11 protein-coding genes are annotated in these 12,557 nt (G+C 59.2%); 8 read left to right on the forward strand and 3 right to left on the reverse strand.

Features of this window, described 5'->3' with window-relative positions; translation table 11 throughout:
• Both ACXWUF_RS09950 and ACXWUF_RS09955 read left to right on the forward strand, forming a co-directional pair.
• A partial coding sequence (locus ACXWUF_RS09950; protein ID WP_458494519.1) for a CheR family methyltransferase occupies positions 1–2,759 on the forward strand: 2,759 nt, incomplete at its 5' end.
• Between the two features lie 15 nt (positions 2,760–2,774).
• Positions 2,775–4,193 (forward strand): ATP-binding protein, encoded by a 1,419-nt coding sequence (locus tag ACXWUF_RS09955; RefSeq protein ID WP_458494520.1) that lies wholly within the window; start codon positions 2,775–2,777, stop codon positions 4,191–4,193.
• 498 nt (positions 4,194–4,691) lie between these two features.
• Here ACXWUF_RS09955 and ACXWUF_RS09960 read toward each other — a convergent pair whose 3' ends face one another.
• The 3 genes from ACXWUF_RS09960 to ACXWUF_RS09970 form a co-directional block, all read right to left on the reverse strand.
• Complete coding sequence (locus ACXWUF_RS09960; protein ID WP_458494521.1) at positions 4,692–5,114, reverse strand: hypothetical protein; 423 nt, start codon at positions 5,112–5,114, stop codon at positions 4,692–4,694.
• 147 nt (positions 5,115–5,261) lie between these two features.
• The gene (locus tag ACXWUF_RS09965; protein ID WP_458494522.1) at positions 5,262–5,522 is read right to left on the reverse strand and encodes a hypothetical protein; all 261 of its coding nucleotides are present in this window, start codon (positions 5,520–5,522) and stop codon (positions 5,262–5,264) included.
• Between the two features lies 1 nt (position 5,523).
• Positions 5,524–5,658 carry a hypothetical protein gene (locus ACXWUF_RS09970; protein WP_458494523.1) on the reverse strand — a complete coding sequence of 45 codons (135 nt, stop codon included), beginning with the start codon at positions 5,656–5,658 and terminating at the stop codon, positions 5,524–5,526.
• A 63-nt stretch (positions 5,659–5,721) separates the two neighbouring features.
• Here ACXWUF_RS09970 and ACXWUF_RS09975 point away from each other — a divergent pair, with 63 nt between their 5' ends.
• The 6 genes from ACXWUF_RS09975 to cas4 all read left to right on the forward strand — a co-directional run.
• Complete coding sequence (locus ACXWUF_RS09975) at positions 5,722–7,968, forward strand: CRISPR-associated endonuclease Cas3'' (protein ID WP_458494524.1); 2,247 nt, start codon at positions 5,722–5,724, stop codon at positions 7,966–7,968.
• Positions 7,965–8,804: a type I-C CRISPR-associated protein Cas5c gene (gene cas5c, locus ACXWUF_RS09980; protein ID WP_458494525.1), complete on the forward strand. Its 840-nt coding sequence runs from the start codon at positions 7,965–7,967 to the stop codon at positions 8,802–8,804. Before ACXWUF_RS09975 ends, cas5c begins: the two co-directional genes overlap by 4 nt.
• 2 nt (positions 8,805–8,806) lie before the next feature.
• The gene (locus ACXWUF_RS09985; protein WP_458494526.1) at positions 8,807–9,106 is read left to right on the forward strand and encodes a hypothetical protein; all 300 of its coding nucleotides are present in this window, start codon (positions 8,807–8,809) and stop codon (positions 9,104–9,106) included.
• Positions 9,096–10,727 (forward strand): type I-C CRISPR-associated protein Cas8c/Csd1, encoded by a 1,632-nt coding sequence (cas8c, locus tag ACXWUF_RS09990; RefSeq protein ID WP_458494527.1) that lies wholly within the window; start codon positions 9,096–9,098, stop codon positions 10,725–10,727. Before ACXWUF_RS09985 ends, cas8c begins: the two co-directional genes overlap by 11 nt.
• Positions 10,728–10,804: 77 nt before the next feature.
• Entirely contained in the window at positions 10,805–11,755 is a 951-nt protein-coding gene (gene cas7c, locus ACXWUF_RS09995) for a type I-C CRISPR-associated protein Cas7/Csd2 (protein WP_458494528.1), read from the forward strand.
• 386 nt (positions 11,756–12,141) lie between these two features.
• Positions 12,142–12,557 (forward strand): CRISPR-associated protein Cas4 (gene cas4 / locus ACXWUF_RS10000; protein ID WP_458494529.1); only part of this gene is annotated, 416 nt, incomplete at its 3' end.

Here is a 12,557-nt window from a genome sequence, read left to right on the forward strand (position 1 = left end):
TGATGCCAGTGGTCGAGGCCACCGACGGCGTGGCCCTGGAAGCCGACCATGTGTATGTCACCCCGCCCAACGCCAACCTGGTCCTGCTCAATGGCGTGCTGACCGTGCAGGCCGTCGGCGACGCCAGCCCGCGCCACAAGACCATCGACTTCTTCCTCCGCTCCCTGGCCAGCGACCAGGGCGGCCGGGCGGTGGGCGTGCTGTTGTCCGGCACCGGCTCGGATGGCGTGCTGGGACTCAAGGCCATCAAGGCCGAGGGCGGCATCACCCTGGTCCAGGCCGAAGCGACGGCCAAGTTCGACGCCATGCCCCGCAGCGCCATCCAGGCCGGGGTGGCGGATATGGTGCTGCCGCCGGGGGACATCGCCGGGGAGCTCATCAAGCTCAAGGGCCACGCCCCGCGCCTGCTCTCGCCGCTGGTCGCCTTCCAGACCGAAACGCCGCCCGAAGAATGGAACGGACTCCGCCGCGTCCTGGCCCTGGTGTGGGCGATCAGCCATGTGGACTTCTCGGCCTACAAGCAAAGCACCCTGCGGCGCCGCATCCATCGACGGATGGCGCTGCACAAGCTGGAACGGCTGGACCACTACGCCCGCTATCTGGAGGGGAACCCCGCCGAGACCACGGCGCTCTATCAAGACCTGGTCATCAACGTCACCAATTTCTTCCGCGACCCGGAGGTGTTCGAGGCGCTGAAGGAGGAAATCTTCCCCCACATCCTGGCCGACAAATCCGCCAACGCGGCGCTGCGCATCTGGATACCGGGCTGCTCCACCGGCGAGGAGGTCTATTCCCTGGCCATCGCCCTGGTCGAATCCATGGGCGAAAAGGGGGTCAACGCGCCCATCCAACTGTTCGGCACCGACATCAGCGACTTGGCGGTGGACAAGGCCCGCGCCGGTGTCTACCCGGACAACATCGAGTCCGACGTGACGCCGGAGCGGCTGCGGCGGTTCTTCACCAAGTGTGATTCGGGCTACCAGGTGTCCAAGCCGATCCGCGACCTGTGCATCTTCGCCCGGCAGAACGTGGCGAAGGATCCGCCGTTCTCCAACCTGGACCTCGTCAGTTGCCGGAACGTGCTGATCTACTTCGGCCAGGAATTGCAGAAGAAAGTCCTGCCGATGTTCCACTACGCGCTCAATCCCAACGGCTTCCTGCTGCTGGGCAACTCGGAAAGCATCGGCACCTTCGCCGACCTGTTCGCCCCGGCCCACAAGCGCCACAGGATTTACAGCAAGAAGAACGTCTCGGCCCGGCTGATCCTGGACTTGGCGCGGAGGGACCACGGACTCGACCAGCCGGGCCGGGTGGTCAGCCTGCCCGAGGGCATCCCCAAGAGCTTCGACCCGCAGCGGGAGGCCGACCGGCTGCTGCTGGACCGCTACAGCCCGCCCGGCGTGCTGGTCAACGGCGACCTGAACATCCTGCAATTCCGGGGCCGCACCGGCTATTTCCTGGAGCCGGCGCCGGGCGGGGCCAGCTTCAGCCTGCTGCGGATGGCGAAGGAGGGGCTGATGATTCCGCTCCACACCGCCCTCCACGAGGCCACCGAATCGGGCCGCGCCGTCCGCAAGGAGGGCGTGTTGTTCAAGGGCAACGGCGACGGCTACCGGGCCAGCCTGGAAGTCATCCCCGTCAACGGCCCGCAGGCGACCATGGAGAAATTCTTCCTGGTGCTGTTCCAGGATTTGCGCTCGGCCCACGACCCGGCGCCCCACCCGGAAACGGCCAGCGCCCCCGACCGGCTCCCGGCCCAGGCCGAGCGGGCGGGCGAGACCGAGGGCCTCAGGCAGGAGTTGGCGGCCACCAAGGAATATCTGCAATCGGTGATCGAGTCCCAGGAAGCCTTCAACGAGGAGCTGCGCTCGGCCAACGAGGAAATCCTGTCCAGCAACGAGGAATTGCAGAGCACCAACGAGGAACTGGAAACCGCCAAGGAGGAGCTGCAATCCGCCAACGAGGAACTCACCACCCTCAACGAGGAACTGCAAACCCGCAACGAGGAGCTGGCCAAGGTCAACGACGACCTGACCAACCTGCTCAACAGCATCAACGTCGCCATCGTGATGCTGGACCACGACCTGCGGGTGCGGCGCTTCACCCCCAGCGCGGAGAAGCTGTTCCGCCTGATTCCCACCGACATCGGGCGGCCCTTCGCCGACATCAACCCCAGGTTCAGCGTGCCCGACCTGGTGCCCTTCATCGGCGAGGTGCTGGACACCCTGGGCACCAAGGAGATCGAGGTCCAGGACAGCCAGGGCCGCTGGTACAACCTCAAGGTGCGGCCCTACAAGACCCAGGCCCACAAGATCGACGGGGCGGTGCTGGCCTTGATGGACATCGACGAGTTGAAGCAGAACCAAGCCCGCCTGGAGGAGACCCGCCGCCAAGCCCTGGACTACGCCGAGGCCATCGTCGGGGCGGTGCGCGAGCCGCTGTTGGTGCTGGACGGGCAACTGCGGGTGAAGGCCACCAACGATGCCTTCTGTCGGTTGTTCCGGGTGGCCCCGGACATCACCCGGGACCGCCCGGTGTACGCCCTGGGGGACGAGCAGTGGAACTCCCCCGCCCTGCTGAGCGCCCTGCGGAGCATCGCCACCGAAGACACCGTTTTCGAGAAACTGATGATCGAGCATGAATTCCCGGACCTCGGCCCGCGCCGGATGATGCTCAATGGCCGTCGGCTGGAAACCAAGGCCGGGGCGGAATCCCTGATCCTGCTGGCGTTCGAAGATGTCACGGCGCAAGCCAAATGAATGGGATGAGACTCCATGGACAAGAAATCGCTCAGAACACGGGCCGAGACGGAGTTGCAGGCCCGGATCGAATCCCTCGGACCGGACGCCGTGCGTGACGAGGCCATCGCGGCCACCCGCGATGAATTACGGGCGCTGCTCCACGAAATCCAGGTCTACGAGGCCGAACTGGAGATACAGAACCAGGAATTGCGCGAGGCCCAGGCCGAACTGGAGAAATCCCGCGACCGCTATGCCGATCTGTTCGATTTCTCGCCCCTGGGCTATGTCGTCCTCGACCCCAACGGCGTGATCCTGGAAAGCAACCTCACCGCCGCCGGCCTGCTGCAACGGGCGCGGGGGCGCTTGGTCGGCTATCCCCTGCTCACTTTCGTGGCGGCGGAGGACCGGCCCGTGTTGCTGGATCATCTCCGGCGTTGCCGACAGCGGGAAAAGCCAGCGGTCATCAGCGAGTTGCGGATTCTCAGCCGGGATGGCGGCAGCCGGCCCGTGGAGTTGTACAGCGTGGCTGAGTCCAGCGGCGGTCGATACCGCACGGCCCTGCGCTGCATCGTCGAACTGGAATTGCGGCGGGCGAGGGATGAATTGGAACGGCGGGTGGCGGAGCGCACCGCCGAATTGGAGACCGCCAACGCGGCGCTGCGGGTTGAGATCGGCGAGCGGGAGCGACTGGAGCAGGCATTGCGCCACCGCAACGAGGCGCTGGCCGAGGCGGACCGCCACAAGGACGACTTCATGGCGATGCTGGCCCACGAGCTGCGCAACCCGCTGGCCGCCATCGCCAACGCCGGCGAAGTGCTGCGGCGGCACACCCAGGCGCAGGCGCAGGACGACATCTGCGGCCGTGTCGCCCAGATCATTGGGCGCCAGGTCGTCCATTTCAAGGTCATGCTCGATGACCTGCTGGACGTGGCGCGGGTGACCCAGGGCAAGGTCGTGCTGAACCGGCAAGTCGTCGCGCTCTCCGACATCGCGGCCCAGGCGGTGGAGACCCATCGCGCCGCGATTGAGGCGCACGCCCATCATTTCACGGTCAGTCTGCCCGACCCGCCGATACTTCTCGACGCCGATTTCACCCGCTGCGTGCAGATCGTGGGCAACCTGCTCCACAACGCCGCCAAGTTCACCCCGCCCGGCGGCCGCATCGAGCTTGTCGTGCGGCGCGAGGGCGGCGAGGCGGTCATCCATATCCGCGACAACGGGGTCGGCATTCCGGCGGACCTCGTTGGCCGCGTCTTCGAGCCATTCACCCAGGAAGACCGCTCGCTGGCCCGCGCCTCAGGTGGACTCGGACTCGGCCTGGCCCTGGTCAGGCGCCTGGTGGAAATGCACGGCGGGCGGGTCGATGCGAGCAGCGGCGGCATCGGCCAGGGCAGCGAATTCACCGTGTGGCTGCCAGTGAGCGGGGGGCTTCCCGAGGCGGATTCAGCCTAGTGCTTCGTCAGCCCTGCAATGTGGCTTAGCGCGTCTTTCAGATGAATGTACGGGCCATTTCAAACCCCTCCCCGGCCCTCCCCTCCCCTTAATCAGGGGAGGGGGCAAAGCCCGCCTGATAAGGGGGGTTGGGGGGGTTAAAACGGATACTCGACGAAAACAGCTCTACGTGACTTTCGACGACTGACAGAACACTAGCCGGGATGGTCAACTGGCCGGCCCAAGCCGGTCCCCATCGCGAAGTTATCGGTGGCGGGGATTGGCCGGATTCGGCATGTCGTCGGTCATCCGGGGCACCGGCGTGATCCCGCGTCTGGCCCGCGATATTCACAAACCGGGATGCTGGCCTGTTCGCGCCACAAGGCGTGGCACATGCGCCGCCGGATACGCCGAAGCTCCGGCTGGTTGGCTCCGCGCAGGGCGCGGTTGTCGAGGCAGGGGGCGTGCTGGCCGGTGGCGGAGAATGGTTTCGGGCACCGGAAGTCCAAACCCAGCCCACTACGCCGCCATCCGCCGCCGCCAGAACGGGTAATCCTGATTCGCCCCGGCCTCCGCATAGCGCTGCCGCCATTCCGCCAGATACCGCCGCCTTGGCGAGGGCCACCGGGTTCTCGAAGTCCTCGCGGCGCGGGTTCGACACGATGGGATAGGTGGCGGGGAAATGGCCCTTGTCCTGGCCCACGGTGCGGAACTTGACGAAGTGGGACAGCTCGAATCCTCGATGACAACGCCGCGCAGCAATTGGTGGGCCGGGGTATCCGGTTCGCTGATGGAGTAAAGCCCCGTCAGACAGGCCGGGGTGGTGAATTCAACTTGGATGGCAAGTTGCGCGGCCTCTTGTAACGCCGTGCGGTCGCTGCTATCGCTCTGGATGCGCCTGAACAGGCCGAGCGCGCTGTTCGCCTGATGGTGCTGACTCATTTTCCCTCCGTTGATCGGAATGGCGTGGTGGATGGCTTATGCGCTTGATTTAAGCGAGCCTCGTTTGCCGGAATCCAGCCCACCGCCTTTGACAGGCTGTCGAAGGCGAGGCGCTCCGGTGCGCCGTAGTATGTTTACCCTGTAACATCAATACAAAGCAATATTACGGTTTTTGAATGATGTTGAGGCAGCACCGACAATCCATGGGTGGGGTGAGAGGCGGGCGGTTCCTGGAATGACCGCCCTGCCGGACGTGGCGATGTGGCCTTGGCGGTGAGCCAAGGTCACAAGACACCTGCAAATGTGAATATTCACTTCTTTCACGCCAATATTTACGTTGAAATAAGCCACCTGCTGCGATCCATTGCCAATCACGGGGCGTGGTGGACGGTTTTCGACGGCATCCATCTCAGTCCTGAGACTCGATGGCCGAGGGCGCGACGCGCAAGGCCGCGCCGCCTTCCGCCTGCTCATCCGGGGAATTCAACCCGTATCCAGCCTTGAGTAACCGCGAGGAGCGCATGGCCTCGACAGACGCGCCCATCGCCCATGTCCGGGAGAGCGGTTCCGGCCTAGCCTTTGAATCCAGATATCGGGGAGATCAAACATGGAATTCCTAGCCCACACCGAAAACACCAACGGCATCCCGCATTTGCTGCGGGATCATCTGCAATCCGTCGGCGCCCTCGCCCGGCACTTCGCCACGCACAGCAATCCGGCGCTAAAAGACGCCGCCTATTGGTCCGGCCTGCTGCACGATCTCGGCAAATACCGGGACGAATTCCAGCAATACCTCCGCAAGCAACGCGAACGCAGCAACGATACCCACCACGCCGTGTACGGTGCGGCGCTGGCCTTGGCGCGGGAAGGCTTCGGGTCGGCTTTCGCCATCGCCGGGCATCACGCCGGATTGCACGACAAAGGCGACCTGGAAAACCTGCTGCTCGGCACGAAATACCAGCCGGAACAGCGCGTTCCCCCGCTGGTGGCGCGATTCGAGCGGGAATTGGGGCGAATCCCGGAAGCCATCTCCGACCCGGCATTCATCGACAGCAGCCCGCACGCCATCGAGTTCTACGTCCGCATCCTGTTTTCCCTGCTGATTGACGCCGACCGCCTCGACACCGAGGCCCACGGCAACGGCTTCTGCCGCCTGCCGCCCCGGCTGGACGCGCCCGCCCTGTTGCGACGGCTCATCACCGCGAAGAATGAAAAAGCCAGCGACGGCGACCTCAACGCCCTCCGCAACCGCATCTTTCAAGCCTGCCTCGACCGGGCCAGCGAACCGCCCGGCTTCTTCTCGCTGACCGTGCCCACCGGCGGCGGCAAAACTTTGTCCGGCATGGCCTTCGCGCTGGCCCACGCCGCCCGCCACAACTTGCGCCGGGTCATCGTGGTCATCCCCTACCTCAGCATCATCGAACAGAACGCCGCGCAATACCGGCAAATCCTCGACCCGGACAACCAAGGCGTTGTCATCGAACACCATTCCGCCGTCCATCCGCCGGAAGACCGCGACGAAACCCGCCCGCTGTCGCCCTTCGGGCGCCACCCGGCGGAATACGCCGTGGAGAACTGGGACGCGCCGGTCATCGTCACCACCTCGGCGCAATTCATCGAGACCCTGTTCGCCAGCCGCACTTCGCGCTGCCGCAAGCTGCATAACATCGCCCGGTCGGTGGTGGTGTTCGACGAGGTGCAAACCCTGCCGTCCCACTTGCTGAATCCGTTGCTGAACGTGTTCCGCGAATTGAAGCGGCATTACGGCACCAGTTTCGTGTTCTCCACCGCCACCCAGCCCGCGTTCCGCCGCCGTCCCTTGTCGCTGGACGAAGGCTTCGGGCCGGACGAAATCACCCCGATCATCGCGGAAGACGCGGCTCAAACCATGTTCCGGCAACTCAACCGGGTGGCCTTCCGCCCCTTCCCGAAACCCGACGAGACGCTGGGTTGGGCCGAACTGGCCGAAGCCATGGCCGACCGGGACCAAGCCCTGTGCGTGGTCAACGTGCGCCGCCACGCCTTCGAGTTATGGGAAGCTCTGCGCGGCAGGCTGGACGAGGACCAGAAACCCAGCCTGTTCCATCTCTCCTCCGCCATGTGCGCCCAGCACCGCTTCGACAAGCTGTGGGCGATCCGCGCCCGGTTGCGTCATGGACTGCCGTGCCGCTTGGTGTCCACGCAATTGATCGAAGCCGGGGTGGATGTGGATTTCCCTATTCTTTGGCGGTCGCTGGCCCCTTTGGATTCCATCGTGCAAGCGGCGGGGCGCTGCAACCGGGAAAACCGCCTCAAGGACGAATCCGGCCAGCCGACACTGGGGGAGGTGATCGTCTTCATACCCGAAAAACACAGCCTGCCAGCGGGTATCTACAAAACCGCCACCGGCCTAACCGCCACCCTTTCGGAAAATTTGGAAGTCCTTGCCTTGACCACCGACCCGGATTTATTCGAGCGGTACTTCGACCAGCTTTATCAACTGACCCCCACGGATCGGGAAATACAAAACGAGCGGGAATTACTGCACTTTCGCAAAGTGTCGGAAATGGCCCGTGTCATCGACGATGATACCCAAGCGGTTATTGTTCCGTATGGCCGGGCGGCTGACATCATCAATGAAATTAGAACCCGCCCCCAAGAAAAAGGAAAACCCCGGATTACCCGCGACGATTTGCGGAAGCTGCAACGGTTCATGGTGAATCTGCATTCCCATGATTATGTGAAATTAACCAAATTCAAAGCCTTCCGGGCTTTGTTGCCGAATCTCGATATTCAGGTTTTAGAACCGGGCTGGTATCACGATCAACTCGGACTATTGATAGATCAACGCCCCACGGAGGATTATTTGATATGAGTGATAATTTGGTGACGATACGGGTGTGGGGCGATTATGCCTGTTATACCCGCCCGGAGATGAAAGTAGAGCGGGTGAGTTATCCGATGATGACGCCTTCCGCCGCGAGGGGAATATTCGAGGCGATATTCTGGGAGCCGGAAATCTATTACTTGATTGACGAGATTCGAGTCATCAAACGCGGCGATTGGTTTTCGTTCCGGCGCAATGAAGTCATCAGTGTAATTAGCTTGGATAGTGCGAAAACCTGGATGAAATCCCCGGACAAGGTTTCGCCAATTCAGGCGGGTGGCGGTGCCCCGGATGGCACGCAACGCAATATGCTGGCTTTGCAAGGCGTGGAATATCTGATTACCGCCGAAGTGAACTTATCGGGGCTGGGCAGCCGCCATAACCTGAAGACCTATGTCGAGGAAATCAAGCGGCGGGCACGCACCGGCAAGTGTTATCACCGGCCCTATCTCGGGGTACGTGAATTCGCCTGTGATTTTGATTTTGAAGAAGACGCTGAAACCGCGTTTGAACGCCGCCGGGAAGAACTTGAATCCGGGTGGCGGGGTTATGACGAAAATCTCGGCTTGATGTTATATGACGTATTCTCCCCGGAAGCGCGGATGCACGGTTTCCGCTGGCTAGCAGATGGCGAACACATGGCTGATATTCGCGCTCATCCCGAACGAGTGAAGAAAGGCAAAACCGGACAAACAGCACCACGCACGGTCGGCCAATTGGTGAAGCCGGAAGCCTTATTCTTTTTCGCCGATGTTCGAGATAACCGGCTCGATTGTTATCCGACCCGCGCCAAATTCGCCCGCCGTCCAACTCAGGGGGAATAGTCATGTTATTGAAGCTATTAAATGATTTCGCGGAGTCGCGGAATTTACTTGGGAATTTGGCATTCGAGGAGAAATTAGTAAGGTGGGTGATCTCACTAGATGAGAAGGGTGGACTTCTAGGACAAGGACCGATTGATACAACTGATTCTAATAAAATATCAAAATCATTCTCTTGCCCGAGAATAATAGGTGATACCAACTCAGGCAAAGTCGCTGACTTCTTAGCCGATGGTGTTGATGGAATATTTGGTTTAAGTCCATCTCCAAAAAAAACCAAAAGACCCGAAAAAGTTGCTTGCTAAAAAAGAGCATTTGTGGGAACAAATAAAAAGCTGCCAAGAAGCCACGCAAGACGAATCTTTACTAGCGGCTTTGGCTTTTTACGAAAGCTTGAATAATAAAGCGCCAAGCTTCCTTGTAATGGAGGATGATATTTGGTTCGTTGTTTCCTCAGATGGGGGTAAAAGAAAACTTGGCAATGACGAATTTACTTTCAAGGTTGGGGATAGTCTTATATTGGAGAACGAAGAAGTCCGCAACTACTGGAAGGACAAATTTAATCAAGAGAGGAATAAACACCTCGATGAAGGCAGTAAAGATGAATCGACTTTTGGAATGTGCTTAGTCACAGGGCTATACGCGCCAATTGCCAGAACACATAATCCAAAGATTCAAGGCGTTCCAGAAACTCAGGGCAGCGGTGCTAAGGTAGTTTCCTTTGAAAAGTCTTCACCAAGTTTCTCCTCTTTTGGCTTTAAGCAGAGCTTTAATTCGCCTATTTCAGAGGACGCGGCTACGGCTTATTGCGTGGCTTTGAATAAATTGCTCAATGATGCCAATACTCACTTCCGAATTGGTCAAACGAGCGTGTGCTTTTGGGCGAAGGAAACCCGTCAAGCGTCCAGCCGAATTGCCCAGATGTTCAACCGCCCCGATCCCGCCAGCATTAAAACCTTTCTCGCCGCGCCTTGGGCTGGATTGGATCGGGAGTTAGTCAAGCGGGACCGATTCTATAGCGTCACGTTATCCGGTAATGCCGGACGGATTGTGGTCAGACATTGGCTACATATCACCTTGGAGCAAGCTTTTGAAAACTTCAAACGGTGGTTTGATGATTTGGAAATAACCCCTTATGGCGACCCCAGCGTTTACGAGGATCAAAAACGCAGAGCCAAGGATAAGGAATCCATGCCGCCCCTCGCGTTATTCCGGCTTGCTTGTAGCACGGTCAGGGATTCTAAGGATTTGCAGGCGGAAACCTTAACCCAACTTTACCGTGCCGCATTGGAAGGCTCGGTGCCATCGGTCATGTTATTAAAGCCCATGCTGTATCGGCTGCAAGTGGATTTGCCGAAACATGGATTGGGATTATTGGCTAATCCTTCTAGATTTGCCCTCATACGCTTAATCGTCAACCGTAATCAAAAGGATGAAAATCTTATGATAAAACCACAAGTCTTTGAAACCAGCGACCCAGCTTATAACTGCGGTCGGTTATTGGCTATATTCGATTCTTTGCAGCGTTCCGCGCACGGTGCCGGATTTGATGGTGCTACAGTATCCGAGCGTTATTTCAGCGCCGCCGTTACTACGCCGAATACCGCATTTTCATTGTTGTGGAAATTGCACACCCACCATTTGAAGAAACTCCGGCAACAAGGTGAGAAGGGCAAACGTGCCGCGAATAAGATTAAGAATTCGATCAACGAAGCGGCGATTTTATTTCAGCCGGATAAACCCGGTGACGCACCGCAATTTCCCCGGCACTTTAATTTAATTGAACAAGGCCGGTTCGCGCTGGGGTTTTATCAACAAATGGCGGTTAGGAAAGCGGCCATTGACGAGTATGTCCGTAGGAAGAAAACCGGGGAAATAAAACCGGAAGATGCGGACGATGAATTAGAGTTATTGCCCCACGCATAACGTCCATATTCATCGTTCCCACGCAGAGCGTGGGAACGATACTAAATCCTTATAATCAGCAATACTAGGAGATAACCATGAGCCAAACCGCCTTAACCAATCGCCACGACTTTCTGATCCTGTTTGAAGTCACCAACGGCAACCCAAACGGCGACCCCGATGCGGGGAATATGCCGCGCTTCGATCCCAATTCAAATAAAGGGCTGGTGTCGGATGTTTGCTTGAAACGTAAAGTGAGAAATTATATTGAGCAATTCGCGCCTGATCGAGAATCCGCAGAAACCAATGGTTTCAATATACTGATTAAACAAGGTGCGGTGATTGAAACGGAGCAGAAAAAAGGCGTTGCAGAAGCAAAAAAGCAGCATAAAGAAAAAGATAGACAGGCTGAATTCACCATGCGGTGGCTGTGTCGGGAGTTTTTCGATGTACGCACCTTCGGTGGGGTACTATCCACTGGTGATGACGTAATGAAAGGCTCGGCCTGGGGGCAGGTACGTGGCCCGGTGCAACTTACCTTCGGCCAATCTTTCCATCCAGTAAACCCGTTGGAAATTGCTATGACCGTTTGTGCGGCGCGTCTCGAAAGTAAACCTGTTGAACAGCAGATAGGGATTCAAGGTCACAAACATATAGTCCCGTATGCCCTATATTCCGCCAAAGGGTATGTGTCGCCCGCTTTCGCCGAACGAACCGGGTTTACTCAGGCTGATTTGGATTTATTATTCGAGGCGCTACTGTATATGTTCGAGCATGACCGCTCGGCGGCGCGGGGGGAAATGGTGGTGCGGGGTTTGTATGATTTCGAGCATGTCGGCACCCAACACGAGAATAATGCCGAACAAAATAAGCGCGAGGCTAGGTTGGGTTGCGCCCATGCCCATAAGCTGTTTGAGGGGATTAAGGTTAATTTGATCGGCGAGGCGAAGGAAAAAGGATTTCCCGAGTCCTTCGCGGGTTACGAAATCGTTTGTGAGTGGACGGACGATAACTTGCCGAAGGGCGTGCGGCTTCATAAACGGCATTAGGGATAACTCGGCAAGCTAGCGCTCTGTCATGCGTCGAATGACGTGTAGCCTATAGGATGGGTGGAGGCGCACTGGGCATGAGGCCGAAAACCCTGGCGATTCTGGCCGTGCGCCGTAACCCATCGGGCGATGTCGGCCTTCTGATGGGTTACGGTGCGCCGCGGCCTTTTCAAGATTCGGTGGTTCTTCATGGCGCACCTCCACCCATCCTATCGGCCATCGCTTTCAAATATGACGCGGTTTGGCCGCACATGACAGGGCTGACAAAGCACTAGAGCTTGCAAGACTTGGGTTCCCAAGCCGGAGCTTGGGAACCAGCATAAAGCCCACTCCCACAAGGCCAACCCATTCCTGCTGTGGTTAGCTCACTTTTACAAATGACAATCATGGAAACCCCCGACCCCATCCCCCTCTCCGCCCTCAACCAATATTCCTACTGCCCGCGCCGCTGCTTCCTGATCCACGGCGAGGGCGAGTTCGCCGACAACGTCCACACCATCAGCGGCACGCTGGAACACGAGCGGGTGGACACGCTCCACCACGAGATCAAGGCCGGAGTGCGGGTCGAGTTCGGCTTGCCGGTGTGGTCGGATCGGCTGGGGTTGTCGGGGCGCTGCGATGTGGTGGAGTTCCAGCCCGACGGGACCATCTACCCGGTGGAGTACAAGCACGGCAAGCGCCGCCCTTGGCCGAACGACGATCTGCAACTGGCGGGGCAGGCGCTGTGCCTTTCGGAGATGTCCGGCCAGCCGGTGCCGAAGGGGGTGATTTTCCACACCCAGTCGAAGCGGCGGCGGGAGGT

The sequence above is a fragment of the Methylomagnum sp. genome (assembly GCF_054333355.1).

What these genes read in the sequence shown, in the direction of transcription:
- ACXWUF_RS09955 (WP_458494520.1), top strand. Translation starts at nt 2,775, where the DNA reads ATGGACAAGAAATCGCTCAGAACACGGGCCGAGACGGAGTTGCAGGCC.
- ACXWUF_RS09960 (WP_458494521.1), bottom strand. Translation starts at nt 5,114, where the DNA reads ATGAGTCAGCACCATCAGGCGAACAGCGCGCTCGGCCTGTTCAGGCGC.
- ACXWUF_RS09965 (WP_458494522.1), bottom strand. Translation starts at nt 5,522, where the DNA reads ATGGATGCCGTCGAAAACCGTCCACCACGCCCCGTGATTGGCAATGGA.
- ACXWUF_RS09970 (WP_458494523.1), bottom strand. Translation starts at nt 5,658, where the DNA reads ATGGGCGCGTCTGTCGAGGCCATGCGCTCCTCGCGGTTACTCAAGGCT.
- ACXWUF_RS09975 (WP_458494524.1), top strand. Translation starts at nt 5,722, where the DNA reads ATGGAATTCCTAGCCCACACCGAAAACACCAACGGCATCCCGCATTTG.
- cas5c (WP_458494525.1), top strand. Translation starts at nt 7,965, where the DNA reads ATGAGTGATAATTTGGTGACGATACGGGTGTGGGGCGATTATGCCTGT.
- ACXWUF_RS09985 (WP_458494526.1), top strand. Translation starts at nt 8,807, where the DNA reads ATGTTATTGAAGCTATTAAATGATTTCGCGGAGTCGCGGAATTTACTT.
- cas7c (WP_458494528.1), top strand. Translation starts at nt 10,805, where the DNA reads ATGAGCCAAACCGCCTTAACCAATCGCCACGACTTTCTGATCCTGTTT.